Origin of the sequence: Rhizobium sp. 16-488-2b, from assembly GCF_017741815.1 — a bacterium.
Taxonomy (GTDB): domain Bacteria; phylum Pseudomonadota; class Alphaproteobacteria; order Rhizobiales; family Rhizobiaceae; genus Rhizobium.
The window spans coordinates 50,615-76,406 of record NZ_JAGHMF010000031.1; the positions used below are offsets into that span (position 1 = coordinate 50,615).

Annotated in this window: 28 protein-coding genes and 1 pseudogene; 10 read left to right on the plus strand and 19 right to left on the minus strand. The window is 58.2% G+C overall.

Annotated features, from left to right (window positions below; genetic code table 11):
* Nucleotides 1-12 precede the first annotated feature (12 nt).
* The 4 genes from traF (at nucleotide 13) to J5286_RS22560 (ending at nucleotide 4,122) form a co-directional block, all read left to right on the plus strand.
* Nucleotides 13-549 carry a conjugative transfer signal peptidase TraF gene (traF, locus tag J5286_RS22545; protein ID WP_245206671.1) on the plus strand — a complete coding sequence of 179 codons (537 nt, stop codon included), beginning with the start codon at nucleotides 13-15 and terminating at the stop codon, nucleotides 547-549.
* Nucleotides 539-1,702, plus strand: coding sequence for a conjugal transfer protein TraB (locus J5286_RS22550; RefSeq protein ID WP_209193620.1), 1,164 nt, complete (start codon nucleotides 539-541; stop codon nucleotides 1,700-1,702). Before traF ends, J5286_RS22550 begins: the two co-directional genes overlap by 11 nt.
* A 16-nt stretch (nucleotides 1,703-1,718) precedes the next feature.
* Nucleotides 1,719-2,336, plus strand: coding sequence for a TraH family protein (locus J5286_RS22555; RefSeq protein WP_209193621.1), 618 nt, complete (start codon nucleotides 1,719-1,721; stop codon nucleotides 2,334-2,336).
* A gap of 205 nt (nucleotides 2,337-2,541) precedes the next feature.
* Nucleotides 2,542-4,122 carry a Fic family protein gene (locus J5286_RS22560; protein ID WP_209193622.1) on the plus strand — a complete coding sequence of 527 codons (1,581 nt, stop codon included), beginning with the start codon at nucleotides 2,542-2,544 and terminating at the stop codon, nucleotides 4,120-4,122.
* Nucleotides 4,123-4,167: 45 nt separating this feature from the next.
* Here J5286_RS22560 and J5286_RS22565 read toward each other — a convergent pair whose 3' ends face one another.
* Nucleotides 4,168-4,398, minus strand: coding sequence for a helix-turn-helix domain-containing protein (locus J5286_RS22565; RefSeq protein WP_174080908.1), 231 nt, complete (start codon nucleotides 4,396-4,398; stop codon nucleotides 4,168-4,170).
* Between the two features lie 212 nt (nucleotides 4,399-4,610).
* Here J5286_RS22565 and J5286_RS22570 point away from each other — a divergent pair, with 212 nt between their 5' ends.
* The gene (locus tag J5286_RS22570; RefSeq protein WP_174080909.1) at nucleotides 4,611-4,934 is read left to right on the plus strand and encodes a transcriptional repressor TraM; all 324 of its coding nucleotides are present in this window, start codon (nucleotides 4,611-4,613) and stop codon (nucleotides 4,932-4,934) included.
* Nucleotides 4,935-4,936: 2 nt separating this feature from the next.
* Here the strand turns inward: J5286_RS22570 and J5286_RS22575 are convergent, their stop codons facing one another.
* The 13 genes from J5286_RS22575 to traI form a co-directional block, all read right to left on the minus strand.
* Nucleotides 4,937-5,641, minus strand: coding sequence for an autoinducer binding domain-containing protein (locus J5286_RS22575; protein WP_174080910.1), 705 nt, complete (start codon nucleotides 5,639-5,641; stop codon nucleotides 4,937-4,939).
* 329 nt (nucleotides 5,642-5,970) lie between these two features.
* Nucleotides 5,971-7,269: an IncP-type conjugal transfer protein TrbI gene (gene trbI / locus J5286_RS22580; RefSeq protein ID WP_209193623.1), complete on the minus strand. Its 1,299-nt coding sequence runs from the start codon at nucleotides 7,267-7,269 to the stop codon at nucleotides 5,971-5,973.
* An 11-nt stretch (nucleotides 7,270-7,280) separates the two neighbouring features.
* Nucleotides 7,281-7,721: a conjugal transfer protein TrbH gene (gene trbH, locus J5286_RS22585; protein ID WP_209193624.1), complete on the minus strand. Its 441-nt coding sequence runs from the start codon at nucleotides 7,719-7,721 to the stop codon at nucleotides 7,281-7,283.
* Nucleotides 7,722-7,723: 2 nt separating this feature from the next.
* Nucleotides 7,724-8,536, minus strand: a complete 813-nt coding sequence (gene trbG, locus J5286_RS22590) for a P-type conjugative transfer protein TrbG (RefSeq protein WP_097623599.1) — start codon at nucleotides 8,534-8,536, stop codon at nucleotides 7,724-7,726.
* A 17-nt stretch (nucleotides 8,537-8,553) separates the two neighbouring features.
* Nucleotides 8,554-9,216 (minus strand): conjugal transfer protein TrbF, encoded by a 663-nt coding sequence (locus J5286_RS22595; protein ID WP_174158391.1) that lies wholly within the window; start codon nucleotides 9,214-9,216, stop codon nucleotides 8,554-8,556.
* A 20-nt stretch (nucleotides 9,217-9,236) separates the two neighbouring features.
* Complete coding sequence (gene trbL, locus J5286_RS22600; protein WP_174158392.1) at nucleotides 9,237-10,424, minus strand: P-type conjugative transfer protein TrbL; 1,188 nt, start codon at nucleotides 10,422-10,424, stop codon at nucleotides 9,237-9,239.
* A 4-nt stretch (nucleotides 10,425-10,428) separates the two neighbouring features.
* Nucleotides 10,429-10,602, minus strand: coding sequence for an entry exclusion protein TrbK (gene trbK, locus J5286_RS22605; RefSeq protein ID WP_209193625.1), 174 nt, complete (start codon nucleotides 10,600-10,602; stop codon nucleotides 10,429-10,431).
* Nucleotides 10,596-11,399 (minus strand): P-type conjugative transfer protein TrbJ, encoded by an 804-nt coding sequence (gene trbJ / locus J5286_RS22610; protein ID WP_209193626.1) that lies wholly within the window; start codon nucleotides 11,397-11,399, stop codon nucleotides 10,596-10,598. Before trbJ ends, trbK begins: the two co-directional genes overlap by 7 nt.
* Nucleotides 11,371-13,827 (minus strand): conjugal transfer protein TrbE, encoded by a 2,457-nt coding sequence (locus J5286_RS22615; protein WP_209193627.1) that lies wholly within the window; start codon nucleotides 13,825-13,827, stop codon nucleotides 11,371-11,373. Before J5286_RS22615 ends, trbJ begins: the two co-directional genes overlap by 29 nt.
* An 11-nt stretch (nucleotides 13,828-13,838) precedes the next feature.
* The gene (locus tag J5286_RS22620; protein ID WP_174158396.1) at nucleotides 13,839-14,138 is read right to left on the minus strand and encodes a conjugal transfer protein TrbD; all 300 of its coding nucleotides are present in this window, start codon (nucleotides 14,136-14,138) and stop codon (nucleotides 13,839-13,841) included.
* A complete protein-coding gene (locus J5286_RS22625; RefSeq protein ID WP_174158397.1) occupies nucleotides 14,131-14,514 on the minus strand; it encodes a TrbC/VirB2 family protein in 384 nt (127 codons plus the stop codon). The genes J5286_RS22620 and J5286_RS22625 overlap by 8 nt, the downstream gene beginning before the upstream one ends.
* Nucleotides 14,504-15,481, minus strand: a complete 978-nt coding sequence (gene trbB, locus J5286_RS22630) for a P-type conjugative transfer ATPase TrbB (protein WP_174158398.1) — start codon at nucleotides 15,479-15,481, stop codon at nucleotides 14,504-14,506. Before trbB ends, J5286_RS22625 begins: the two co-directional genes overlap by 11 nt.
* A gap of 10 nt (nucleotides 15,482-15,491) precedes the next feature.
* Nucleotides 15,492-16,115, minus strand: coding sequence for an acyl-homoserine-lactone synthase (gene traI, locus J5286_RS22635; protein WP_209193628.1), 624 nt, complete (start codon nucleotides 16,113-16,115; stop codon nucleotides 15,492-15,494).
* A gap of 387 nt (nucleotides 16,116-16,502) precedes the next feature.
* On the opposite strand from traI, the gene repA reads away from it, so the two are divergent.
* From repA to J5286_RS22660, 5 genes are all read left to right on the plus strand, one after another.
* Nucleotides 16,503-17,717 carry a plasmid partitioning protein RepA gene (repA, locus tag J5286_RS22640; RefSeq protein ID WP_042474938.1) on the plus strand — a complete coding sequence of 405 codons (1,215 nt, stop codon included), beginning with the start codon at nucleotides 16,503-16,505 and terminating at the stop codon, nucleotides 17,715-17,717.
* Nucleotides 17,714-18,736 carry a plasmid partitioning protein RepB gene (gene repB / locus J5286_RS22645; protein WP_209193629.1) on the plus strand — a complete coding sequence of 341 codons (1,023 nt, stop codon included), beginning with the start codon at nucleotides 17,714-17,716 and terminating at the stop codon, nucleotides 18,734-18,736. The genes repA and repB overlap by 4 nt, the downstream gene beginning before the upstream one ends.
* A 155-nt stretch (nucleotides 18,737-18,891) precedes the next feature.
* On the plus strand, nucleotides 18,892-20,106 hold the full coding sequence (gene repC / locus J5286_RS22650; protein WP_174080960.1) for a plasmid replication protein RepC: 1,215 nt from the start codon (nucleotides 18,892-18,894) through the stop codon (nucleotides 20,104-20,106).
* A 341-nt stretch (nucleotides 20,107-20,447) separates the two neighbouring features.
* Nucleotides 20,448-20,891 (plus strand): transposase, encoded by a 444-nt coding sequence (locus J5286_RS22655; RefSeq protein WP_042474931.1) that lies wholly within the window; start codon nucleotides 20,448-20,450, stop codon nucleotides 20,889-20,891.
* Nucleotides 20,892-20,975: 84 nt separating this feature from the next.
* On the plus strand, nucleotides 20,976-21,596 hold the full coding sequence (locus J5286_RS22660) for a hypothetical protein (protein WP_209193630.1): 621 nt from the start codon (nucleotides 20,976-20,978) through the stop codon (nucleotides 21,594-21,596).
* A gap of 300 nt (nucleotides 21,597-21,896) precedes the next feature.
* Here J5286_RS22660 and J5286_RS31320 read toward each other — a convergent pair.
* The 5 genes and pseudogenes from J5286_RS31320 to J5286_RS22680 form a co-directional block, all read right to left on the minus strand.
* Nucleotides 21,897-22,307: pseudogene (locus J5286_RS31320) on the minus strand (site-specific integrase); the annotation flags it as partial.
* A 132-nt stretch (nucleotides 22,308-22,439) separates the two neighbouring features.
* Nucleotides 22,440-23,396 (minus strand): hypothetical protein, encoded by a 957-nt coding sequence (locus J5286_RS22665; protein WP_209193631.1) that lies wholly within the window; start codon nucleotides 23,394-23,396, stop codon nucleotides 22,440-22,442.
* Between the two features lie 566 nt (nucleotides 23,397-23,962).
* Nucleotides 23,963-25,027, minus strand: a complete 1,065-nt coding sequence (locus J5286_RS22670) for a tyrosine-type recombinase/integrase (protein WP_209193632.1) — start codon at nucleotides 25,025-25,027, stop codon at nucleotides 23,963-23,965.
* A complete protein-coding gene (locus J5286_RS22675; protein ID WP_174080926.1) occupies nucleotides 25,027-25,413 on the minus strand; it encodes a type II toxin-antitoxin system VapC family toxin in 387 nt (128 codons plus the stop codon). The genes J5286_RS22670 and J5286_RS22675 overlap by 1 nt, the downstream gene beginning before the upstream one ends.
* Nucleotides 25,413-25,670 (minus strand): type II toxin-antitoxin system VapB family antitoxin, encoded by a 258-nt coding sequence (locus J5286_RS22680; protein WP_042474909.1) that lies wholly within the window; start codon nucleotides 25,668-25,670, stop codon nucleotides 25,413-25,415. The genes J5286_RS22675 and J5286_RS22680 overlap by 1 nt, the downstream gene beginning before the upstream one ends.
* Between the last annotated feature and the right edge of the window lie 122 nt (nucleotides 25,671-25,792).

The window sequence follows — 25,792 nt, forward strand, 5'->3', positions numbered from 1 at the left end:
ACGCGCCGGTCGATGACTACGCAGCAGCGACGAGCCGTTGTGGTTCTGCCGATGGCGGCAGTGGCCGCCATCCTGCTGGTGGTGACTGCCGTCGTCGGCGGCTACCGCATCAATCTGACACCGAGCGAGCCACTCGGCCTGTGGCGCATTATGCCGCTTCATCGACCGGCAGCGGTCGGCGACCTCCTGTTCATCTGCCCGCCGGAAACGGCGGCAATGCGGGCAGCGAGGGCTCGCGGCTATCTCCGTTCCGGTTCCTGCCCGGGTGGGGTCGCACCGTTGATCAAGACAGTGATCGCCGTCGCAGGACAACACGTCGAAATCGGCGCCAGCGTAAACGTGGAAGGTCGGGAAGTTCCCTCTTCCAGTCTTGCCCAACGAGACGGAAAGGGACGGCCGTTGGCGCCGTTTATGAGCGGCACCATACCGCCTGGATATGTCTTTCTGCATTCCGCGTTCCCCGGCTCCTACGATTCCCGATACTTCGGTCCGGTGCCTACTCCGGGGATTCTCGGTCTGGCGCAGGAGGTCCTCACCTATGCGCCGTGATTACCTTCGGCCGGCGCTGCTGATATTCGCTTCGATCGCGATCGGCGTAGTGGGCTGGAGCGGCCATGTGTTGCTTCTACCCGTCGCGCTGGGGTTTCCGCTTCTGTGGTCGATCTCGCGAACGAGATTTGTGGCGGCACTTGTCTCTGCCGGATATTTCCTGGCAGCAGCACGTGGTTTGCCGCAAGGCGTAGCGGCGTTCTATTCGTCGGACATCTGGCCGGGCCTTCTGCTTTGGCTGTGTGCGTCTTTGAGCTTCGTTGCCGTGCATACGGTCGTCTGGACGGAGAACAGCGGAGTTCGTCCGTTTCGCTATCTTCTGGCAGCCATCATCATGTCGATCCCGCCTTTCGGTATCACGGGCTGGGCGCATCCTGTCACCGCCGCGGGTGTTCTGTTCCCAGGGTGGGGATGGTGGGGACTTGGGCTTATGACAGCTGGCCTTGCGGGCCTCGTAACCCGCATCTGGCCAGCTGTCGCCATCGCCTTCGCAGGCCTTTGGCTGTGGTCCGCCGCATCGTGGACCGAGCCGGGTCTACCCAATGGCTGGCGCGGTGTCGACCTCGAATTGGGCGCTTCGCTCGGTCGGGACGCCGGTCTTCACCGCCAGCGTGACCTGATCGCAACGGTGCGGAATGCGGCCAGCGATGGCGCACGCTTTGTGGTGCTGCCGGAAACTGCGCTCGGTTTCTGGACACCGACCGTGGCGCGGCTTTGGACGAGCGCGTCCGGCGATACCGATGCGACGGTCATCGCCGGCGCAACGGTGCTCGATGCCGCCGGCTACGACAATGTCCTCGTCGCGATCGACAGGAAGGGCGGCCGCATCCTTTATCGCGAACGTATGCCGGTTCCCGGATCGATGTGGCAACCGTGGCGGTCCTGGTTCGGGGAAAGTGGCGGCGCAAGGGCGGATTTTTTTGCGAATCCGGTCGTCCCGATCGGTGCCAGCCGGGCAGCGCCGCTGATCTGCTACGAGCAACTGATCGTTTGGCCGATCCTTCAGTCCATACTCCACGATCCGGATTTTGTCGTCGCCGTGGGAAACGGATGGTGGACCGAAGGGACGTCGATTGTCGCCATTCAGCGCGCCTCTGCCACCGCATGGGCAACGCTCTTCGGAAAACCGCTTGTTATTGCCTTCAACACCTGACTGCCTAGGAGACACCATGCTCGACGCCGCCCTGATAAAAGAATGCGCAGACCCTTCCCTCAAGCCCGCGATCGTCGAGCAGTTCGTGATGGCAGCGGGCTCGGATGATCCCCTCGCCGTTACCGTCAAATCGGGCGGCCGATTGATACTCGTTCCGAAAGCGGCATCGACTGAGGAGGCGCTGGCAATCGTACGCCAATATGCTGGTCAGGCCGTCGTCCGCGTCGGCCTGACGCAGTTTCCCGCTGGGGTTGGAGTCAAGGAAGCGACCGATTTGAAGCCCGATTTAGTCGACCCCTGCCAGAATCTTCGCAAAGGCACGGCGATGTTCGCCAAGGTCCTCAGGATCGTTGCGAAATGGTATGGCAACCCCACGAGCAAAGACGTCTTCCCGCAGATTTTTGAGGATGCGGTTTACGCATGGAAAACCGGTGAGTTCGAGGGCGTGAGCGTGTTTCAGGCGGAGGATCCAGGAACAACGGTTGGTGTTTCGCAGCAAAGTAGAGAGAAGATCCCCGCCGAGGAGGGGGAGGACGTTGACGCAAAAGCAAGAGAGGAACAGCCAGAGGCGGAGCAGGATGCTGGGCGCGCGGGGATACGGATCGATCTGTCGCGCATTGGTGGTCAGCAATAGCATTGAGTTCAAGGCGGAATCTTAGTTTGAGTCCAATGCATAAAATTAGTGGGACTCAAACGCATTAAACTAGTGCGATTCAAAAGCGTGAAACTAGTGTGACTAAAATGCAGGATATTAGTGTTTGTCAAAGGCGTCAAATTAGTGCAACAACAATGCACGGAAGTAGTGGTCCACTACTCACACATCGTCGCCGGAGGCCAACGTGGCGAAACCCAACGAACTGCTCGCGGCATCCCTGGCTGAACTGAGGGGAGTGACGCAGAACGGCACCCGATCGGTGGTAAAATCCGAAGAGCTCAGCCGTGTCCACCGGGAACGACTACAGGGCAACGGGTTCCTTGAAGAAATCATGAAGGGCTGGCTGGCGGTGAACTCGCGACCATCGGCCAACAACAGGATAGATGCGGCCTGGAGCACCGTCTACTGGGAGTTCGTTGCCAGATACCTGGACGACCGTTTTGCCGACGCATGGCGGCTCTCCGCGGAGGCATCCGTGGCTCTATGGTCCGAAAACCATTCCATTCCTGGGCAGGTCATCGTCAGAAGCCCGAAGGCGAACAACCAACTTGTGAAACTACCGAGCAATACGTCGCTCTATCTGCTGCGCTCAAAGGAAAACGAGCCCGCCGAGACGAGAGAACGATTGAGATTGATGCCGATGGAGGAGGCGATTTGCAATCTCTCGCCGGAGTCGTGGAGAACGTTAGCGACCGATGTCATCGCGGTCATTGGCTCGATCCGTGGAACAAGCACGCTGCTGCAATATCTTCTGGACGGCGGCCGGAGCCACGTTGGCGGTCGCATCGCAGGAGCCCTGCGCCATCTTGGCCGCACAAGGGACGCGGACACGATCATCAAGACCCTGGAATCGGCCGGCTACAACCCGCACGAGGACAACCCTTTCGACCCGGCAGTCGATCTGGTCACGCTGGATGCGAGACGAACTCAGGCGCCGTCCGCTACCCGGATCAAGAACCTCTGGGCGAAAATGGGGAAAGACGCCCTCAATCACATCGGATTCGAGCAAGTGCGTATCAACGACCGGGACGGATACATCTCGGACATTGATGAGCGCTATGTGGCCGACGCCCTGAACTCGCTTTCGATCGAGGGTTACGAGGTGTCGGAAGAGCTGATCCGGAGGGTACAGGACGGTCAATGGAAACCGGACGAGGACGCGCAGGACTACGAGACCAAGAACGCACTCGCCGCCAAGGGATACAGATTGGCCTTTGAGGAGGTGCGCGATGACATCAGAAAGATTCTTGATGGAGCACCTACCGGCGAACTGCTCGAGGCACGGCACCAGGATTGGTTCCGAGCCATGTTCAGCCCTTCGGTAACCGCGGGTATCATCAAGGCGCACCAACTCGCGGGTTACCGACCACACAATGTGTATTTGCGGGGATCCTCGCATGTCCCCTTACCGCCAAACGCAATCGCCGACGCCATGGACGCACTGTTCGAGAGCATTTTGCAGGAATCCGACGCGCGCGTGAAGGCAATCCTCGCTCCGTTCCTGTTCACCTATATCCACCCATTCCCGGACGGGAACGGACGCACGGCGCGCTTTATCATGAACGCGCTTCTTGCCGAATGCGGAGCGCCGTGGACGGTCATTCCTGTCGCGCGCCGTGACGAGTACATGAATGCCCTGGAAGAGGCGAGCGGGCACGAAAACATCGCGCCGCTGACGAGATTTGTGTCGGAACTCGTCAACGCGCCGCCACCTTCCACAGAAGCCGGTGCCAGCCACAAAAGCACCCAGAGAAAAAGGGCATAAGTGGCCGCTCCTTGCCGCGTCTCTTTAAACGGGGATGACCCCGAGCTAAGAGCTGATGCCCATGTCGTTTGATCTTGTCACAAGCTCCGCAGGTTCGACACTCAGCGCCTGTGCGATCTGGCCGAGGACTGTGATCGTGGCGGACATTTCGGCGCGCTCGATTGCCCCTATGTGCCGAACGCTCAGGCCCGTTCGGTGCGCGAGTTCCTCTTGCGTCAATTTTTTGACATGACGTATTCGACGCAGATTGATCGCCATGACCTCTCTGAGATCCATGACTAGAGCGGAGCCTGAAATGGAACTATTATTCCAGGAACTATAGTTCCGATTCGACGTTGCACGTGCTATTGCTCGTCCTGCCTGTCGCCAGGACCGCTAAGACGGCCAAAGGAACTATGAGAGACATATCAGGCATTATAGCCTAGACGACTGTTGCGCAGAGCGATTTCGTCTCGAGCGTCGGGTGATTAAAAAAGGGAGTAGAACGGGTGAGCGACGTCAACTCGTCTGAGATCAACGACGAAACAAAAAAACGCCGATCCTGTTTTGGTTCTATGGAGAAGTCAGAACTGGAGACTCTGGCGATCGCCGCGATCAGAGAGCACCGCCGACTTATTGTCGCCGACGAAGCTGTCTACGAAGAGTGGACGAGCGCGTCATCCGATCCTGCGGTCTCGAGCGCCGTACTCGAGACCTTGCAGCGAGAATATATCGCGCGCCAAGAGAAGTCCGCAGCCCAGCAGGAGGAGCTCTCGGAAATCATCGATGCGCTCGGCTATGTCCCCGACGTTGCTCCAGATGCCGACGATTGACGCTATAGCAGGCCGTGGTCCTTGGCGATCGCGACGAGGTGGGGAACGGTCGCCGCTTCAAGTTTCTCTCGCGCCTTATCCAGGTAATGCTGCACTGTCCTTGGATTGATTCCCGTCAGGATCGCGGTTTCAGGCGCGGTTTTCCCTTTCGCCGCCCACTTTAGACACATTGCCTCTCTGGGGGATAGCAACCGCTTCGGCGGAACAATTGTGGTCGCAGCAAGCATCTTCAGGCGGTAATGGATCGCCAGAACGGCGCGGACCGCTTTTTGACCATCCTGAAGCTTTGAAACATCAGCCGCCGGGGCTGAAGATGCAAACGTCAACATCATCGTTGAGCCGAAACTGCCTTCGACTGGTATAGTCACCCCACTGCGAATGCCGTGATTGATCGCCTGGTCCCGAAAGCGCCTGAGTTCGGAGGCGCCACGAGCGGGCCAATCATCGGCCGTCCATGGAAAGATCTCCATGCGAGTCTTCGCTTCCCAAACCACCGGGTCGATGCGGGAATAGTGGCTTTCAAGATAAACGCCCTGCCATTCTTCCGGATAAGAGTTGAATGTGCGGATTTCCGATCCCTCAGTCTGCAGATACGCAAAACGCTCGAAGCCACATGCGTGCGCAAATGTCTTCAGAGCGCGTTTGATCATACGTTCATCGTGCGCGGCTTCTGTCATATCGATGAGAGAGCGAAGGTCACCGTCCACTGACTTTTCTCCTACTGCGCAGCTGCGAGCCTCCCACTCGCCGCGCCTGCTGGCGCCGCGAGTTACAGGTGCCACCGTTCGGCCAGCCGGAGCCACACGGGACATCGAACCTTGGCTGCGAATTCTCCGTCCTCATTCGTTTCCGATGAAAACACAGTTGCCTCATATGCGAAGCATATCCACGGTCGTTGCAACTGATAGGTCTACTCACCTCTACCGAGTATTCAAGTTCTCACGATCTAAAATATGATTATTTGATGAAAGATTTTACCGAGGAATAGCTCTGTCGCCACGCGGTAAAATAGGGCAATCTCAAGGTTCCGCGCGCCTTAGCGACCGCCATAGGTCGACGGGAAAATAATGTCCTGATCGACCAGAACATTGAACTTGTAGCCCGGCCGGATTCGAATTGTCGGTTGAACGTTCAGATTCTTCGAGATCGTCTCTTCCGCGACTCGGCCGAATGACTCGGCAAAATTCCGTCGCGCTGCATCCGAGGCCGTGTCCTGCGTCGCGAGCGTCGAACTCTCAGGCATCGACATATCGATACCCGTCCCGATGATTGCCACCAAGGCTGCGGAACCGAAGGTCCTCCAAAGGTGGCGGTCGACCTTGTCCTGGAAGCCGCCATACCCTTCAGCGTCGGTGCCCGCCATACCACCGATCTGCAGCGTGGGCCCATTCGGAAAAATGAGGTCCGTCCAGACGACGAGTACGCGTTCCTGGCCGAAGGACACCTTTGAATCGTAGCGACCAAACAGCTTTGCGCCCTGCGGAATGAGAAGGCGGTAGCCGGTTGCGCTGTCGTAGACATTCTGGCTGACTTGAGCGGTGATCCGCCCAGGCAGGTCGGAATTGAGGCCCGTGATCAGTGTCGCCGGGATGACCGAACCGCGCTTCAATTCATTGGGTGACATCTGTGGCACGACCTGGTTTGGCAGGTAGCCGAGATCCTTGATGTCCTGATTGAAAAAATCCTCTTTCGACGTCTGGCCGTTCTGATCGACGTTCTGTCCCATCAGGCCGGATTTCATGGCGGCGGCATAAAGGTCTGATGGACTGTTTGCCGCGACATTTGTCGGCTGACGGCTGGCGTCGTTGGTGGAGTTTGCGGCCTTCTCGATATCGGAGATGTCAACCTTCAGCGGCGATTCAAGCGCCGTGGAGCGAGCCTGGAGACGCGCCATCCGCTGGCGCTGGGCTTCGCGCATATATTGTTCATCCTGCTCTCGCTTCAGGCGAGCCTTCCACTCCTCTTCGGATTCGACCCTTTGTCGGCGATCGTGTCGATCTGTTGGTTGGCGCTCGACGACCGGCTCCAGCTTTTCCTTTTTCTCCGCGACGACGGGCGTCGGTTGAAACACCTCCTGCTTTTCTGGGTCACCGATAATGCCGTCCGTGACACCCCGCTTAAGCTGGTCGCCGAAACTGGTCGCAGGGCTGTTGGAAGCACCCTCGATGTCGCCACGATGGAAGGAAAGCCCGCGCAGCGACAGACCAATCACAACGACGCCGACGAACAGCACGATGACGATGATGGCGACGATGATCGGCAGGCGGTTGAGCCGGCGCATGCGCTGCTGATCGTCGGCTTGGCCCAACGTGCCAAGCTGGAGCGACTGGACCATGTTAATCTCCGTCAGTTGCGCTGTATGATTGAAAGGGGACTGGCCGGCACAGCGCCGGCCGCCGTCGGGGTGTATGCGCGGCCCAGAGCGATGGAAGGCGTCGAGACCTGCGCCAGCACCTGTCCGTCGAAGCCCTCGATTGCATAAGCAAGCACGACCGGCTTGGCGTCTTTGGCGATCTTGCCGTCCGTGACGACCGTGTAGCCCCACCCCTTCAGCGCCGCCTCGAGGGCGGATGCGAACTCCGATGTGTCCGTCTCCATTTTGATCGTGGTCGTAGCACCCGCCGGGCCGATCTGCTCGGCCAGACGGCTTGCCATGTCGCCGGCGATGGCGCTTGCAGCCGGTCCGGTGACGGTCACCGGGGTCGAGCTGGTGGTCAGTGCCTGGTCGGCCGTTTGGCAACCGGAGAGCAGCGCGGCCGCGATGAAGAATGCGAATAGCTTCCGCATGGTCAGCCACCCCGCCGGATGGTGATCTTCTGCTGCCGCCAACCGACTCCCGAAACGAGGATCGCCTTGTCGATCGCATAGTCGACGGTCATCATGTCGTTCTTCATGCGATAATTGACGATGCGATTTTGACCGCCGGAGACGACGAAGAGCACCGGCGCGTCCTGGCCGGAGATCGATTTCGGGAATTGGATGTAGGTCTTCACCCCGTCCGAATAGACCCGCTTCGGTTTCCACGAAGCACCGCCGCTGATTGAATAGGAAAAGTTCAGCTTGTCCGGCGCGGTGCCCGGAATGCCGCCCGTTTCGAGACGAGCGTTGATGTCGGCGAGCTTGGTCGACACGTCTTCCGGATATTCGAAACCAATGCGCGCCATGTACTGGCTCGGATGGGACTTGAGCTGGATATGATAGGTGCGCCGTGATGTCGTCACGACCATTGAGGTGAGAAGGCCTGGCTCCGATGGTTTGACTATGAGATGGATCGCCTGTCCGCCTGTGGCCCCCGAAGTGGCCGGCTCTACCTTCCAGCGCACGGTGTCGCCGACGAGGACGTCGCGAACGATCTCGCCACCCTGAAGTTCGATGTCGCAGACCTGTAGAGGAGAGCAGACGACGGACGGCTGGGTCTCGCCGAACAGAAAAATGACCTTTCCGTCCGGACCAGTCGTGACCAGTCCAGGCGTGCCGCGCCACTTTCTGGAAAGATTTGTTCCTTTCACCTCGTTGCTCGTCATGCTTTGCGCCTGCGCGCCCGCCGCAAGCAAGAGTCCGGCCATGCAGCCGGCGGCTGCGATCAATCCCGTTTTTTTCATTGAAAGAATCCCTGCCCTTAAAGCTGTGCCGTCCAGTCAAAATCTCGGACGTAGAGGCCGATCGGATTGAGGCGGATCGTCGCCTCATCCTGTGGCGCGGTGAGCGTCACCGTTGCGATCCCGCGGAACCGCCGCGTGCCGGTTTCCTTGCCCTTGCGGTCCCGCTCGTATTCCGTCCAGTCGATCTGATAGGTTTGGTTCGAGAGCGCGACGATGTTGTTGACCTCGATGGCAACTGTCGAAGACTTCGCCTTCTCGAATGGAGAATTGCCTCGAAACCAGTCATTGACCTTCTCCGTCGATGGATCGGACGTGCGAAGAAGGGCGTAGGTGCGGTCGATATATTGCTTCTGCACCACCGCATCCGGCGTGATTGAGCGAAAGCTTGTGACGAAGTTGCCAAGTGTGGCGCGCACCACGCGGACATCGGCATACTCGATCTGCTCGGGGAAACCTGCCGTGACCGCAGTTCCGAGCTTGTCGACCTCGACGATGTAAGGCACGAGCCGCACCTGCGTGCTCAGATACATCGCGTAGCTGAAGCCGATGACGGCCATGACGAGACCGAGGACACCAACAATGCGCCATGCGGCTGCGGCCTTCACATAGGAGCCATAGCGTTCGCTCCATTCCTGGCGGGCGGCAAGATACGGGTTTTCCGGGGCGCGGTTCGCTGCCATTTATTCTTCCCTTGTCTCGATTACGGTTTGTCGTTGCGTTCGGGAGGAGGCTTCGGTCCGCTATGACCGCCGCGCTGTTGATCGAGCTTGGCGTTGGCCAGTCCGAGAATGGACCCGGCATAAGCGCCCGGAGAGCCGATTGCCTTTTCCTTCGCGGCTGATCCGGCTGCTTGCGCGCCGGAACTGAAGCTCGCACCCATGCCGCGAAGAGCGGCACCTGCAACGGATGAACCGCCAGCTCGTGCGGCTTGTGCCGCCGCGAAACCCGCGCCGGCAGCGCCGGCGGCGAGGAAGCCAGCCCCGGCGGCAAATGATGCGGCTTGCCCGCCGTGGCGGATCGCTTCCATTCCTCCGGACACCGATGCGCCCTGGACAACGCCCTGGATGATGTTCGGGACATACATGGCGATGATGAAGACCACGACTGCAATTCCAGCAATGGCAAGAGCGGTTTGAAACTGGTCGCCGATATCGGGCTGATTGGCGAGGCCGATCAGCACTTCGGAACCAATGCGAGAGATCATGACGAGTGCCATGAGCTTCATCCCGACGGAGAAGGCATAGACCAGATAGCGGACTGCAAAATCCTTGGTGAAGGACGAACCACCAAGGCCGAGCATGATCATGCCGGCAAGCAGCCCGATATACATTTCGACCATGACCGACACGAAAATCGCGGCGACGAGAGAAAATGCGATGACTGTCACAACCATCGCGAACGCGGCCGAGATTGCCAGCGCATTGTCTTCGAAGAGGCCAAACTGAACCTTCTCCGACATCTTTGTTGCAACTGCGAGTCCGGCGTTGAACACGTCAGCTGGTGATGCCGTCCCTCCGCCGGCGCCGATCTGGAACAGACTGTCTACAACCGCCTTGGCGAAGGTTGGTCCCTGCGCCAGCACGAACGCGAAGAAGCCCACGAACATGATCCGCCGCACCAGTTCGGCGAACCAGCTGTCCAGCGAGGCTGACTGGATCGCGAGCCAGACGGCCGCGATGCCGATCTCGATCGTTGCGAGGATCCAGAAAAGGGATTTCGCCGCGTTCATGACGGTGGTTTCCCACCCCTTCGCAGCGGTCGTAATCTGGCTCTGGAGGGACGTCAAGACGGACCCCTCTTGCGCCAGCGCCGGCTGGGTCGTCACCACCGCAAATGCGACAATCACCATGGCCAACCGGAGCTGATGAAGTGTCGTCGTGTCTGTCATCCGATCACCATTCGACCTTCATCTTCTCGCCGCCCGATGTCGGGTATTCCTTCGAGCCGAAGAACTTCGCCCTGCGCTCCTGAACTTCCTGCTTTTCGGAGATCAGGAACCAAATTCCGGCACTTCCGACTGCCAGGATAGTTGCAACTGCGATGAGGAGTGCTTTCGTTCTCACCATTCCACCTTCATTTTCTCGCCGCCTGAAGTAGAGGGAGCCGTCGCACCGAAGAATTTCTCTCGCCGCGCCTGTGCCAGATCCTTGTCGGTCTGCTCCGTCTGCAGCGAGGTTCCCATCATCGTCATCTGCTGAGATACGAGGCCGCGAAGCTTCTGCATCTGGGCAACCTGCTGAGCGGCGATCTCATGCCCGACCTGCAAAGCCTTCATCTGCCCGTCAGCCGTCTCGGACATCGACCGCAACGAGGACATTGTGTCTTCCTCGCTATCGAACTGGTCGGCCGTGAGGCTCGCCGCCTTCAGCGAGCTGGCGATCGTGTCGCGGTTGGTGTCCGACCAGGACTGATAAGTCGAGGAGAACGTCGCGTTGTCCGGCAGGTTGGTCTTGAGATCGGCGTAGCGCTGAAAGCGCTGCTGAAGAATGTCGTCAGCGTTGCCCATGGAAAATGAGATACTCTGACCTTGGTCGACGATACTGCGCAGCTGGTTGAGATCGCTTTCTACCTGTCCCCAGACATGGTCAGGAAGCTGCGCGGTGTTTTGCAGCATGTTCTCGTAGATCTTCAGCTGGTTCTGGATCTGCTCTGCAAGCTGGCTGATCTGGGTCAGCTGATTGTCGACCTGGATGCCGGAGCTTTTCATGAGATCCACGAGCTGCGCATTGTTGGCGAGCTGCGTCCATTCGGTCGCAGCGCCGGTGGCTGTACCGGCTTGCACAGAGCCTGCAGCTCCGATCGTGAGAGTGGCGGCCGCCAAACAAGCGAGCCATCTATTCGAACCTGAGTAGCGATGCGGCATCGTGAACTCCTCTCGTTTCAAGCCAGTGGATCGGCCAGTCGTGGCCATGTTCGGATTTCAGTGCGCGGATGCGCTTGAGGTCCTCTTTGCCCGACGCGCCGACAAAGCTCAGCGCGACTGGCCCAAGCGACATGTTGAAGAGCCGCCGGCCCTCTGGCGTGGCGACGTAGTATTCGCGCTTCGGCATGGCGGTAGCTACGATCTCGATCTGCCGCTCGTTGAAGCCGATGCGCTCGTAGAATTCGCGCGTCCCCGGCTCGCGAGCGGCGCCATTCGGAAGGCATATCTTTGTCGGGCAAGATTCCTTCAGCACGTCGATAATCCCGGACCGTTCGGCATCAGAGATCGATTGGGTCGCAAGAACGACGGCGCAATTCGCCTTGCGCAGCACCTTGAGCCACTCGCGAATCTTGTCGCGGAAGACAGGGTGCCCGAGCATCAGCCACGCCTCGTCGAGCACGATCAAGCTCGGCGACCCATCCAAACGCTTCTCGATCCGGCGGAATAGGTAGGTCAGCACTGGCACGAGATTGCGTTCGCCCATATTCATCAGCTGCTCGATCTCGAAAGTCTGGAAGGCGCCGAGTGTGAGGCCGTCCTCTTCCGCATCGAGGAGCTGGCCCATCGGGCCATCGACGGTGTAGTGATGCAATGCGTCCTTGATTTCGCGCAGCTGCACGCCGCTGACGAAATCCGAGAGCGACCGACCGGATGCACTCGCCATCAGTCCGACCTGCCGAGAGATGGCGTTACGGTGATCGGGTGTGATGGTGACACCCTGCAGGCCGACCAGCATCTCGATCCATTCCGTCGCCCAAGCCCGGTCAGCGTCACTTTTGAGATCAGAGAGCGGGCAGAAGGCCAACGCTCTCCCCTCTTCCGCATTGTCGCCGCCGATCTCATAGTGATCGCCGCCGGCTGCGAGCGTCAGGGGCAGAAGTGAATTGCCTTTGTCGAAGGCAAAGATCTGCGCATCTTCGTACCGACGAAACTGCGCGGCGATCAGGGCCAGAAGCGTCGACTTGCCTGAGCCGGTTGGACCGAAAATCAGCGTGTGGCCGACATCATCGACGTGCAGGTTCAGACGGAACGCTGTCGATCCGCTCGCAACCTGCATCAAGGGTGGGGAATTCGGTGGGTAAAAGGGGCATGGCGCGACCGGGTTTCCGGACCAGACCGAATTCAGCGGAATCAAGTCGGCGAGATTGGCGGTGTTGATCAGCGGCTCACGGATGTTGCAATACCAGTTGCCCGGCAAGCTGCCGAGATAGGCGTCGGTGGCGTTGAGCGTTTCGATCCGCGCCCCGAAACCTTCCGCCTGGATCAGCCGCCGGATCGCTTCGGCCTTTTCCTGCAGTGCTTCGCGATCGCTGTCGAACAGCACGACGACCGGCGTGTAATAGCCATAGGCCACCAGCTGCGACGAAGCCTGTGCGATGGCATCCTCCGTCTCGACCACCATGGTCATCGCGTCCTGGTCGACGGATCGACTTTGTGTCTGGAATATCTGGTCGAAGAACGGCCGGACCTTCTGCTGCCATTTCTTTCGCGTGCGTTCGAGCTTTTGCCGGGCCTCCTCGGCATCAAGGAAAATGAAGCGCGATGACCATCGATAGGTCAGCGGCATCAGGTCTAGGCTGTTGAGAATACCGGGCCAGCTCTCGGCCGGCAGACCGTCGATCGCAACGACGCCCAGGAAACGGTTTTCGACCTTTGGCGTCAGTCCGTGCTCAAGCTCCGCGGTGGCGATCCAGTCGAGATACATGGGAACGTCGGGAAGCCGGATTGGATGGCTTTCCCCGGTGGTGCAGAACCGGGCGAACTGCAGCAGCTCGTCATACCGGGCAATTCGCTCCCCTCCCCTCTCGACCGTTTCACGAGTTTCCATTCGCCGGATCGAAAGTGTGTTGGCAAAATACTGCTCAAGCTCGCGCACCGCGTTTTTGAACACGAAAAGCACCGTGTCCGCGTAGGATTTTTTCCGGCTTTCCTCATCCGAATAGATGTATTTGCTGAGAGCAGTCTTCTTGGACTCGAGCGGCCGGTAGGTCAGGATTAGCGCGTGCTTGCTCTCGAAATGCCCCTGGTCGCGTGCGAAATGCGCCCGACGCTCGGCATCGATCGCCCGGGTTACCGGGTCGGGGAAATGGCAACGGTCTTCTGTGGGATAGTCGACTGTCGGAATACGGATAGCCTCGACCTGGATCATCCAGCCGCTTCCAAGCCGCGACAGAACGGCATTGATCTGCCTTGATAGCTCGTTGCGCTCAAGATCAGTCGCACTTTCGGAGTCCGGCCCGGCGAAGTACCAGCCAGCCATGAGGCTTCCGTCCTTCAAGAGGAGGACACCATTGTCGACCAGGCCGGCATAGGGAACTAGATCGGCGAATGATGGGCCGGTCACCCGGAAGCGTTTGAGAGCTACCATGGCCGGCCCCCTCAATACCGGCGCCACGGCGAGGTGGTCGCCTTGTAGTAGGGCTTGTAGGAAATGTGCCTGATATAGACTTGCCGCATCAGTGGGTCGGACTTCGCCATTATCCTGAGCAGCCCGACGATCACGACCCAGACGGCGACGCCGAAGATCGCCGAATAAGCCGTAAGCACGACGAAGATCAGGATTACGGCTGCAAGACCGATGATCAGCACCAGCTCCCGGTCGGCGCCCATTAGCAGGTTCGGGCGCGAAAGCGCGCGATGGATGCGGTTACGCCGCAGGCCGGACAGGGACTCAGCCATGATCTCCCTCCCCTCCTCTATTCGAACCAATTGACGTGATCTGCTCGTCGGTCAACCCGATCGAAGCGCCGGTTGCACCGAACAGGCCGACAATATTGGTGGCGCCGAGCAGGATGCCGGCGACAAGAACGACGTACACAAGTCGCCGCGCGAAATCGTTGAGCTCGCCGCCGAAGATGAGCATGCCGCCGGCAATGGCCACGGCTGCAAGCGCAATTGCGCCTGCGACCGGGCCGGTTATCGACTCCTGAATCTGCTGCAGTGGCCCTTCCCATGGGAGGCTGCCGCCGGAACTGGCGAGCGCCGGCGCGACAGAGGCAAGAAAGATTGGCCCCGCCACGAGCGCGGCGGCGATGAGGGTATGCTTACGCGACATGGCGCGCCTCCTGTTCTTCGGTGGGTTGATCGGATTCGATCTCGTATTGTCCGTTGATGAACCGCTCGACTTGAATGATGTCGCGAACAAGCCGCCCGCGCGGCGTCCGCTCAATCGAAATGACCAAGTCGACGGCCTCTCCGATCACCTCGTGCATCGGCTGCTGGCTTGCCTCGGCCGTGAGCTGCTCAAGACGGCGTAGCGCCGACATGGCGGTGTTCGAGTGAATGGTCGCTACGCCGCCCGGGTGACCCGTGTTCCAGGCCTTGAGTAACGTCAGGGCCGCGCCGTCGCGAACTTCGCCAACGACGATCCGGTCGGGGCGCAAGCGCATGGTGCTCTTCAAGAGCCGGGCGATGTCGATCGAATCGCTGGTATGGAGGAGAACGGCGTTCTCGGCCGCGCATTGGATTTCCGCGGTATCCTCAAGAATGACGAGACGATCCTCCGGCGCCGATTTGACGATCTCGTTGATCACCGCATTCGCAAGCGTCGTCTTGCCCGAGCCCGTTCCCCCGGAAATGATGATGTTGAGCCTCGCGGAGATCGCGCTACGGATCGTCGAGGCCTGGTATTCAGTCATCACGCCGGTGTGAACATAGTCTTCGAGCGGAATGAGGCGCGATGCCCGGCGTCGAATCGTGAAGGCAGGCTTGGCTACAACGGGGGGCAACAGACCCTCGAAGCGGTGGCCACCGATTGGCAGCTCGCCGGAGATGATTGGCTGTTCCGTGTCGACCTCTGACTGAAGCGCGTGCGCCACTGAGCCAATGACCATCTCCGCGGCAGCGGATGACATCTCGCCAGCGGGCGCAACGCCGTGACCGAGGCGTTCGATGAACAGCCTTCCGTCCGGATTGAGCATGATCTCGACGACAGTCGCGTCGTCCAGGGCAACACAAAGCTGATCGCCGAGCGCCTCCTGAAGTTTGCGGACAAGCCTGGGATGAGAGCGAAGCTGGTTCACGGATGTCTCCTTACGCTGCCTGGCTGAGAGGGCTGAGTTCAGAACGGTAGTGGGAAGGACGGAGCCTGAGGAACGTCTCCGCATTGGCGGGCAGCGTGCCCGCCACGGCCATCGTCACGCCGATCTTCTTCGGCTCGCCCAAACGCTGCAGCGGCCATCCGACGCGAGCAAGGATGCGCTCGAATCGGAGATCGGTCACTGTGACAATCTCGGTGTAGCCATTCGCGAAGCACCATTCGATGATGCCGGCGAACATGGTCAGCGTGGCCTCATGGATGGAGCCGTCGCCCCTCCCCTCCGCTAGGGCCGTGTCGACGCAGAAGCGGGAACTCTCGATCATCGCGGCATGAGCGTTGAGTCGACCGTCGGGGAGAAGCGACGGGAAAACATCAGCCACCATTGTCGGACCAAGCGAAGGAAGGAGCCGCGCGCACCCTGCCATTTGGTCGCCGTTAGAAATTGCTAGGATGCAGGTCGGCATCAGAGCGTCAAAAGCATCCGATTCCCGGCCATCGGCAACATCGACCTCCCAGCCTAGCCGGTCGGCGAAGACACGCGCGCGCAGCTGATGATGGCATTGGAGGAGCTGAGCTTCCCGAACATTTCGTGGATTTGAGATCGCCAGAACCTGCATGGATTTCTCCGTCGTCGTTGGTCGGCGGGGAAATCAGCACGGATCAGAATCTAGGGATAGTTGTAGGATCCTACAAGGTAGGATTCGGCTGAGTCGCATGGGCGAGTTGGCTTAGACTGGACGACGGCGCGTAGAGCGTGACCTCTTTTTGGGTTACGATTGTAGGATTGACAGTAAAACAAAACATGAACACTGCCAAATGGCAGTCTTTCTAACGCAATGATATTAAAGGTAAAACGAATTTCTTTGGAGTTTCTCGACTTGCGCGCGTAACCTTCTGTTAACCTAAAAGCTCTTGCCCAAAAAGCAGAATCGGCGCTAACTGCCAGCGGCGGAACTTTTCCAGTTTCGCGAAAAAAATCGCCACTGGCAAGGAATGGGTTTGAGATGGCGAAGTCCGTCGTAAGAGCAGCGCCTGTAGTTGAAGGGTTGACGACCTTGATGGAGCGTCATGCAGACGCGCTCTCCAGTCAACTTCAAGCGCATCATCTCAAGGTCTTCCCGCCGACTTCCGAGAAGGGCATTCGAACGTTCGGGCCGTCGGAGGCATCTAAGTTGCTCGGCGTCGGTGAATCTTACCTACGACAGACGGCTTCGGAAATGCCTGAGCTGAATGTAAGCATGAGCCCGGGCGGTAGGCGGAATTTCTCAATTGAAGATATCCATACAATCCGCAAGCACATGGACCAGGTCGGCCGTGGGAACCGACGCTATCTACCGCATCGTCGAGACGGCGAGCAGCTTCAGGTTATCTCCGTTATGAATTTCAAAGGCGGGTCGGGCAAGACGACCACAGCCGCACACCTAGCACAGTATCTGGCAATGCGCGGGTACCGGGTACTGGCGATCGATCTCGATCCTCAAGCAAGCCTTTCCGCACTCTTCGGCAGTCAACCGGAGACGGACGTTGGTCCGAACGAAACGCTTTATGGCGCCATTAGGTACGATGATGAGCAGGTCCCGATCGAGCAGGTTGTCCGGGGAACATACATTCCCGACCTGCACCTCATTCCCGGTAACCTCGAACTGATGGAGTTTGAGCACGACACCCCGCGCGCGCTGATGAAGCGCAAGGAAGGCGACACGCTCTTTTACGGTCGTATCAGTCAAGTGATCGAGGACATCGCTAACAACTACGATGTCGTCGTGATCGATTGCCCTCCCCAGCTCGGCTACCTCACGCTTTCGGCTCTGACAGCAGCAACATCGATCTTGGTCACTGTCCATCCTCAGATGCTGGACGTGATGTCTATGAACCAATTCTTGGCGATGACTTCGAATTTGCTTCGGGAAATCGAGAACGCTGGCGCTGAGTTCAAGTTCAATTGGATGCGCTACCTCATCACTCGTTTTGAACCGAGCGATGGGCCGCAAAACCAGATGGTCGGCTATTTGCGGTCGATATTTGGCGAGAGTGTCCTCAATTTCCCGATGCTGAAAACCACGGCAGTGTCGGACGCTGGTCTGACAAACCAAACCCTTTTTGAAGTCGAGCGCGGGCAGTTCACACGATCGACTTATGACCGGGCCTTGGAGGCGATGAACGCCGTTAATGACGAGATCGAAACTCTGATCAAAAAAGCATGGGGTAGACCCACATGAGCCGGAAACACATCCTTGGCGTCTCGACAAACACTCCCGACACGCCATCCGTGGATAATAGGTCTGGAAAAAGCCGTTCGATGCCGCTTCTTGGTGTGGCGAGGAAGGACCGTGATCCGGCCACGAAGCTAACGGCGAACATTGGCAACGCACTACGTGAGCAAAATGATCGCCTTAACCGTGCCGAAGAGATCGAGCGGCGTCTCGCTGAAGGTCAGGCAGTGATAGAACTTGATGCCTCGACGATTGAGCCGTCTTTCGTGCAGGATCGCATGCAAGGGGAGATCGACGGTCTTCTTGCTTCGATCCGGGAGCAAGGACAGCAGGTCCCGATCCTTGTGCGACCGCATCCGAACCAGCCGGCCCGATATCAGGTTGCCTTCGGCCACCGCCGGCTGCGGGCCGTTTCAGAACTGGGACTTCCGGTCAAAGCGGTCGTCCGCGAACTGACGGACGAGCAGTTGGTCGTAGCACAGGGTCAAGAAAACAACGAGCGCGAAGATCTTACCTTCATCGAAAAGGCGCGCTTCGCACACCGCCTAAATAAGCAGTTTTCTCGGGAGATTGTCATCGCCGCGATGTCGATCGACAAGAGCAATTTATCGAAGATGGTTTTACTCGTTGATGCCCTCCCCTCTGACCTGATCGATGCGATTGGCGCTGCTCCTGGTGTTGGACGGCCCAGTTGGCAGCAACTTGCGGAGCTGGTTGAAAAAATCTCTTCACCGGCCGACCTGGCGAAATATGCGATGTCGGAGGAATTGCAAGCGCTGCCATCGACAGAACGGTTCAAGGCGGTGATTGCTAATCTCAAGCCGGGCCGGGTCGCTCGCGGGCTTCCCGAAGTCCTGTCCACCCCTGACGGCACCAGAATTGCACAGGTAACTCTGAGCAAGGCCAAACTGGAAATTACAATCGATAGGAAGGCGACGCCTGATTTCGCGACCTTCGTGATCGAGCAGGTGCCGGCGCTATATCAAGCGTACCGCGCCGAAAGCCAACGGAAACAGGGAGAGTAACCCGCAAAAGAAAAGAGCCTCCTCAACGTCGCCGTCGTGGAAGCCCTTCTGTCTCTCTAGCAAGAACAGAATCGCATTTCCTCGAATCCTCGTCAAGAGTCTTTGGCGCCGTTTTGGTGAGCTCATTTCCTTTGCCTGCTGAAAGGTGAAAGATGATGCAGACGGGAAGTGTAACGACGCCATTCGGGCGGCGGCCGATGACGCTTGCGCTGGTACGGCGCCAGACTGCGTTGGCCGAAATCAAACACGGCAAGACTGCGGATAAGTGGAAAGTATTCAGGGATGCTTCCGCCGCCAAGGATCTGCTTGGGATCCAATCCAACAGCGTCGCGGTTCTCGACGCACTGCTGAGCTTTTATCCAGACAAAGAGTTGCGCCAGGACGCACAATTGATCGTCTTCCCATCGAATGCTCAGCTTGCGCTTCGAGCGCATGGAATGGCCGGCGCAACTTTGCGCCGGCACATCGCCATGCTCGTGGAGTCGGGCTTGATCGTCCGGAAGGATAGCGCCAACGGAAAACGTTACGCTAGAAAGGATGGCGCGGGCCAGATCGAGAGCGCATTTGGCTTCGATTTGTCGCCGCTCCTCGCGCGGTCTGAAGAGCTAGCGATGATGGCACAGCAGGTGATGGCCAATCGGGCGGCCTTCAGGAAGGCCAAAGAGAGCCTGACGATTTGCCGACGAGACGTTCGGAAGTTGATCACTGCAGCTATCGAAGAGGGCGCGGAGGGCGACTGGCAAGCGGTCGAGGACGTCTATGTGGGGCTTGTGGGCAGAATTCCGCGCGCTCCGACGCTTGCTGACACCACTTCAATCCTCGAAGAAATGCTGATGCTTCAGGATGAGATAGTCAACCGATTGGAAATTCGAGAAAATTCAGAAAATAATAGCACCGATGCTGCTCATAATGAGCAGCACATACAGAATTCAAAACCCGAATCCCTAACTGAACTTGAACCTCGCTCCGAAAAAGAGCAGGGCGCTAATCCGAGTGAAACCCACCGGTCAAGGAGCGAGCCGATAAAAGCATTCCCCCTAGGAATGATCCTGAAGGCATGCCCGACCATTAGCGACTACGGGCCTGACGGGGCGATTGCTAGCTGGCGTGATCTCATGCAGGCCGCAGTGGTAGTTCGATCTGCGATGGGGGTGAGCCCGTCGGCTTACCAAGATGCGAGTGACGCGATGGGACCGGAGAATGCGGCAGCAGCGATGGCGTGCATTTTGGAGCGAGCGAACTTCATCAATTCGGCCGGGGGCTATCTCCGACATCTGACACGGCGGAGCGAGCTCGGGGAATTCTCCCTCGGCCCGATGATAATGGCGCTGTTGAAAGCAAACGGGCAGGGGACACTGCGGGTTGGCTAGAATTAGTGAGTACGCAGCAGGATGGTCTGTGGTCAGCTGACCACAGACCTAATAGGTTGAAAATATAAGCCTTTTTAGAATCGGCAGCTGAACGTCGGATTCCTGCAGAACCAGGCTCTGCTCTGATTAGAAGCTTATAAGACTGCTCGACAAGCAGCGAAGGCCCCGTGCCGTCGTTGACCGTGGAGGAGAGCCAGCCTCAACAGACAGCCGTATCGGTGAGTGTTTTGCCGATCGAGGGATGTAACGCGGAATTCTTCCTATTTTACTACCCCAGGCATATGCGTTGACTCCTGGGTCGAGCTGGGAGACAAAGCAATAACCCACACAGAGGACGACTAATGGCTGACGAAGAGATTCAGATTCCGCCGGACGGTACTGTTGCTGCTGAAATTGAGCCGGATGCTCCGGAAAGTAAAAGAGCAAAGAAAGTAAGAGCCGAAACGTCCCACACGGGTTCGTTCAAATTGGTGGAGCCGAAAACCCGCGGACGCAGCAATCAAGAAAAACTGGAAATGATCGGCCAAGTCGAAGCTCAGGTCGCTGGCGGCGTAATCTTGAAGGACGCCGTTAAAATCGTGGGTATTTCTAATCAAACCTATTATCAATGGAAGAGAGCCATGGTTCAACCCGTCTCACAGAGACCGGCCGTGTCTGTGTCGGGAGACGATGAACTCGCCGAGTTCACCCAACTCGAGGAGGAAAATCGGCGGCTTAGAAAGTTGCTCTCTGAAAAGTTGCGCGCAGAAAACTCCGACCTACGCAAAAGGCTCGGAATGAATTAGCGGCTTTTGGGGTCCCTTCGCTTAATCACCTTGCCGCGCATCACTCAATGAATGCCTTGAAAAAAATTCCGCGCATTCAGATCGTTGCGCTATAATACAATCCCAATCTTCTGGCACATGAAAACACTACGATCCAAATTCGTCATCGAATATAAGACGAACAGACGCCAAGCCAAGGTTCGACCAACATCGATCTGGGGCAATCTGGATTTGCAGGCGGCAGCCCACGCGGTCGCGGCCGACGGGGTCGTGCCGAAGGTAAATGTGCCGCAAGTCCCTTCAGTCCTGGAGAAGGTTGCCGCGGCAAATTCCGACGTGGCCACCACGTTTGCTCAGATTGACATTAAAGATCTTCCGGGGAGGCCTTCCGAAACATTATCACTGAACGATGGTGGCATCGAGCCGGTAGCTATAGAGGGCAACGCGTTTAATGCCGGGCCTTTGGTGCAGGAGGAGCGAACCTCGGTGCCGTCGCGGGCTCCGAGGTCTCGAGCGAAACTGCGGACAAAAGGGCGGTCCCCCGGCACCACAGAATGTGCTGCAGTCCTCGGTTATCGTCGCGATCCCTCTGTGCAGTCCGGCTCGGAGGACGAGCTTGCTGCTGTCGAGGCGGAAAACCGTCGTCTGAAGCGCCTCATGATCGTAAAGCTCCGTGAGGAGAATGACAGGCTCAAGTCCGCGCTTCGACGATTTTGGAGCGCCTGAGCGCGATACGGGTCAAACTTGCTTCAGCCCTAGAAAGCGGGCAAACAACGTGGAGTGGCGCCTAATGATCGCGGCGCTCGAGCATCGCTAAGCGTCGTCAGCGCCGCTGAGATGTTGAGGCGCTGAGTTTTTGCAAGACGGAAAATCGGATATGTCGAGGTTGACTTTGTGGCTCATTCCGGGAGCTCGTCGTCCGGCAGCTTTGTGGTGCTGACCGATATAGCCACAGGCTGGACTAAATACGTGCCGTTGGTTATGCGAGAAAGTGGAGCCGGTGATGCTGTCCGCGAGGATTGCTGGGAAGCGATCGCGTCGCCATTGATAGCGTGGGTCATCTCCGCAGAGGCGTGTGCCACCGGCTTGTGGACGTAGCATTCATCGACCTCGGCGGAAGACGCCAGCCCATCGCGCAGCGAGTGGCCAGAGAATTGGAAGGCGCGCTCTATGTTGCTCGGATCGCCACGAACGCCTGCAGCCAATGCAGCACACTTCAACCGAGCCACTTCCTTGTCGTTCAGCCGTTCCGGACCGACCGACTTTCCCTGTCCCATGACGCGGCGGAAGAGGGGCCGGGGCGAGCTTGATCCAGGTCTCGACAGCGGTGGCGGGGCAGGTCGGATCTGAGGATCCGCGGCAGATCTCGAGGTCGCGCCAGCCGGGCTTGCCGCGCAGGTCGAGGATCATGTTCTTGTAAAGAAGCCCGACCCATCCTCCATCTGCTTGGTAATGATAAGGTATACGGCCCGCGACGAGCGTTTTCCATAAGAGAAGCGGTTGGTATTCCGTTGAGAGTCTTGTTAAACGAACAACGCCAAAGCCTGACATGCTAGATAGCTTCGCTGCCTATCGTCCAAATTCTGATCGCCTTGTACGTTCTCGTCCTAAGTCCCTACTTTGGTGGGTATCAATGGTGCGCTTAACTAAATCCGCTAAATGTACCTGGATTTCGATTGCGTTCGTCATGCGAACGAAATCACTACTCTGACTCTGTGTCACCCGCTCTTGGATCGATTTTTCGATTTCAGTTATTATATGGTCCAAACTTGACGAACGGGAGCCAGATGCTGTGGCAGCTATTCTCTCTTCCCATTTTGTAAGGCGTTCACGTCGAAGCTCAGCTCGTCTCTGGCAGATGGAAGTTGCTGCATTCAAAGCCCAACGCTGTCCGGTGGCTTCCAGGATTGTCTGTACCATCTGTCTTTGCAGGGGAGTCATTTGAATATCTGCTTCGACAAGCGCTATCCCGCCCGCGGCGATGTGCATGTGACTCATCCCTTGAAGATCGTCTGAGAAATATTCAAAAGATTTTTGCAGAATGGCGTTGCTTTCGGTGCGATTAAAAGTCTTAAGGTTGTGGGCTAAGCGTCCAATCGCCCAAGCTTGATCCAATCCGTGCTCCATGTCCATGACATGCGTCACGAGCTCACGTTTCCTGTGTGACGGTTGAAAATGTAGTGTCGCCTCAACAGCTTCGATGCGAGTATGTGCATATGCTTTGTGACTCTGAGCGTTGTCACTAGGATGATCAAAGCCCGCTTCTGGAATTGCAGTGCGATAAATCACGTCGATTGCTTTGCCTAACCGACTCAAATTGCGGTACAAAGATCCTGTCTTTTCATCATTCTCAACGGCGTTGTAGAGTTGCTTGCTCGTACGCCGCAGCGCATTCAAAGATTTCATCGTTTCTAGAGGATCAACGCTCACTAAGCAGTTAAGAATTTCACCTACAGTTTCTGGAGCTAAACGATCGAGAGCGTTCGAACTGCTTCTGGCTTGACGAGATGCATCCTGTCTTTCCATGTTACCATACCTAAATCATCGCAATACGCTTCATGTTACCTAACGCCTCCCACAATGTATTGTTTAGTCTGGTTACACATGCAATTGAAACTGGGCGGTATTGGGTTAAGGTTCGAGCGCTGATACCAGGCAGCAAAATATTTCCATTCCAACACATAGACCTCGCGCGCGTTGGCGGAGCTTGCCACCTTCACGTTGCCGCGAGGACGGCGTCCCAGGGCTTTCGAAACGAGCTGAGCCTGGTCGGCAACGAGAGGGGGAGGGGTGCGATCGACACCTGCAGCGCTTTTGCGCTCGTGCTCGGCGTGTTGCCTCTTGCCCAGGCTACGGAGCTGAGCCTGCGGCATAGAACGCTTTTGGCACTGACGTGATTTGCCACGATGCTCGGGATATTCTTCGCGCCACTGTAGCTCGCGACGATCAGCAGGCTCTCTCGAGGAAAAGTCGGTTCCGCTGAACTGTCTTCACCGGCCTGTACCGAAGGCCGCTATGTCGATGACAGTGATACGCCAAGTGTCCGTCTCTGCTCGGGGTGTATAGACCTCAATTGTAACAGAGAGCCCGTGTCATAACCCGGCGGCCCTGGTGAGGTTGACACGGAAGCGGTCGCGCCTTCTCTGATACCGCCGGGTCATTTCGGCCGAGGCATGGCCGAGTTGCTTTTGCACATAACGTTCGTCGACTTCGGCAGAGGAGGCAAGGCCAGCCCGCAGCGAGTGGCCAGCGAATTTGAGATGTCGTTCGATCTCCGCCAGATCGCCGCGAATACCGGCAGCCATAGCGGTGCGCTTGACCAGGCGAGCGATCTCTTTGTCGTTGAGACGTTCTGCGGCAACGGATTTGCCTTGGCCGGTGACGCGACGGAAGAGGGGACCATGGGCAAGCTTGGCGAACTTGATCCACGTCTCGACGGCCGCGACAGGGCAGGTAGCGTCGGACGAGCCACGACCGACCTCAACCTCGCGCCATCCGGTTTTGCCGCGAAGAGCGATGAGCATGCCTTTATCGAAGATCTCGATCCAGCCACGACCGTCCTCGGTCTGATCGACTTTAAGGTCAAGGCCGACGATTTCCGAGCGCCGAAGGCCGCCGGCATAGCCGAGAAGTAACATAGCCCGATCCCGCAGACCGCGAAGCGTACCGCGATCGAGCGTCGCGATCATCGCGACGAGGTCTTCGGCCAGGACAGCTTCCTTTTGTACCGGCGGACGGGCATGGCTGTTGCGGATGCCGGCCATTACGGTGGCGATGTGCCGATCCCTGCGATCAAGGGTTTGGCCACGCTGGGCAAAATTCCAGGATAGCGACGACAGGCGGCGCTCGATCGTCGATACGGCGTTCGGTTTCATGCCACGCTCTACCGCTCCAGAGGCACAGGCGGTGATATAGAGGCCAACGATTTGCGGGTCCGGGGCGAGGGGCGACAGATCCTGGCGCCGGCACCAGGCGGAGAAATGCTTCCAATCGGCGGCGTAGGCACGGCGCGTATTGGCCGAGCTCGCCGCCTCAACGTAGCCCCGGGCGCGGTCGGTAAGGTCTTGGAGGTGCGCCTGCAGGCCGGCCGCTGGCGGCGGGGTAGGGGAGGGAACACTACCGGGTGGATGGTCGTCGAGTTTCGTGTCGCTGCTCATCACGCCGCCTCAACGTCGGTTTGCGAAAAGTCGTTGCCAATGAAGAGTAGGGCTTCATCGGCGCGTTTCGCCAAGGCGTAGGAACAGCAGTCGGCAAAATTCAAGCCGGCCGGATGGCGGCCCTTGCCGTAGGTCAGCCAGGCTCGTGTTGCCATATCGACCAGATCCGCGTCGATCGGTATGATGTCGGCCGCGACCTTCGTCAGCCACAGATCGATCTCCGCTAGGGCATGCTCACCGCGGCGGCTGACCAGCACCATGCGTGCTTCGAGCACGCAAGTTGCCGGCACCAGGCGAACGGGATCCGAAACCAGGGCTTTTTCCAGCCGGACAGCGTCGGGCTCGTTGCGCAGGATGGCGACGATGGCGGAGGTGTCGATCACCATCAGTTCGGAATTCCGTGCTCGTCGTAGCCGATGATGTCCTCGTCGCTGCGACTGTCGAGTTCCGGTAGTCGCGCCACGCGTTCGCGGATCGCCCGCAGTTCGCCGAGTAAGCGCTCTTGTGTACCGTCGCCGTGGCCGAGGCGATGCAGCCGCTCGCTCAGGGCCTGGTGGATGGCGGCGGTCTTGCTGATCCCCTGGCGGCGTGCGAGCTCGTCGGCCAGCGCGACGGTGGCCGGGTTTTTGATGTTAAGGGACATGAGAGGCTCCGAAAATCTACCTTTTATTGATTTTCTACCCTATGGTTGAGGGGTATGTCAAGCACGTCCGATAATGCAACATTATCGGACGTAATAGTGTGGGGACGGGCGGTGCGGTTTTC

Coding starts and splice junctions, on each gene's coding strand:
- traF (WP_245206671.1), top strand. CDS start 13: ATGACTACGCAGCAGCGACGAGCCGTTGTGGTTCTGCCGATGGCGGCA.
- J5286_RS22550 (WP_209193620.1), top strand. CDS start 539: ATGCGCCGTGATTACCTTCGGCCGGCGCTGCTGATATTCGCTTCGATC.
- J5286_RS22555 (WP_209193621.1), top strand. CDS start 1,719: ATGCTCGACGCCGCCCTGATAAAAGAATGCGCAGACCCTTCCCTCAAG.
- J5286_RS22565 (WP_174080908.1), bottom strand. CDS start 4,398: ATGGATCTCAGAGAGGTCATGGCGATCAATCTGCGTCGAATACGTCAT.
- trbI (WP_209193623.1), bottom strand. CDS start 7,269: ATGGTCCAGTCGCTCCAGCTTGGCACGTTGGGCCAAGCCGACGATCAG.
- trbH (WP_209193624.1), bottom strand. CDS start 7,721: ATGCGGAAGCTATTCGCATTCTTCATCGCGGCCGCGCTGCTCTCCGGT.
- trbG (WP_097623599.1), bottom strand. CDS start 8,536: ATGAAAAAAACGGGATTGATCGCAGCCGCCGGCTGCATGGCCGGACTC.
- J5286_RS22595 (WP_174158391.1), bottom strand. CDS start 9,216: ATGGCAGCGAACCGCGCCCCGGAAAACCCGTATCTTGCCGCCCGCCAG.
- trbL (WP_174158392.1), bottom strand. CDS start 10,424: ATGACAGACACGACGACACTTCATCAGCTCCGGTTGGCCATGGTGATT.
- trbK (WP_209193625.1), bottom strand. CDS start 10,602: ATGGTGAGAACGAAAGCACTCCTCATCGCAGTTGCAACTATCCTGGCA.
- trbJ (WP_209193626.1), bottom strand. CDS start 11,399: ATGCCGCATCGCTACTCAGGTTCGAATAGATGGCTCGCTTGTTTGGCG.
- J5286_RS22615 (WP_209193627.1), bottom strand. CDS start 13,827: ATGGTAGCTCTCAAACGCTTCCGGGTGACCGGCCCATCATTCGCCGAT.
- J5286_RS22620 (WP_174158396.1), bottom strand. CDS start 14,138: ATGGCTGAGTCCCTGTCCGGCCTGCGGCGTAACCGCATCCATCGCGCG.
- J5286_RS22625 (WP_174158397.1), bottom strand. CDS start 14,514: ATGTCGCGTAAGCATACCCTCATCGCCGCCGCGCTCGTGGCGGGGCCA.
- traI (WP_209193628.1), bottom strand. CDS start 16,115: ATGCAGGTTCTGGCGATCTCAAATCCACGAAATGTTCGGGAAGCTCAG.
- repA (WP_042474938.1), top strand. CDS start 16,503: ATGGCGAAGTCCGTCGTAAGAGCAGCGCCTGTAGTTGAAGGGTTGACG.
- repB (WP_209193629.1), top strand. CDS start 17,714: ATGAGCCGGAAACACATCCTTGGCGTCTCGACAAACACTCCCGACACG.
- repC (WP_174080960.1), top strand. CDS start 18,892: ATGCAGACGGGAAGTGTAACGACGCCATTCGGGCGGCGGCCGATGACG.
- J5286_RS22655 (WP_042474931.1), top strand. CDS start 20,448: ATGGCTGACGAAGAGATTCAGATTCCGCCGGACGGTACTGTTGCTGCT.
- J5286_RS22665 (WP_209193631.1), bottom strand. CDS start 23,396: ATGGAAAGACAGGATGCATCTCGTCAAGCCAGAAGCAGTTCGAACGCT.
- J5286_RS22670 (WP_209193632.1), bottom strand. CDS start 25,027: ATGAGCAGCGACACGAAACTCGACGACCATCCACCCGGTAGTGTTCCC.
- J5286_RS22675 (WP_174080926.1), bottom strand. CDS start 25,413: ATGGTGATCGACACCTCCGCCATCGTCGCCATCCTGCGCAACGAGCCC.
- J5286_RS22680 (WP_042474909.1), bottom strand. CDS start 25,670: ATGTCCCTTAACATCAAAAACCCGGCCACCGTCGCGCTGGCCGACGAG.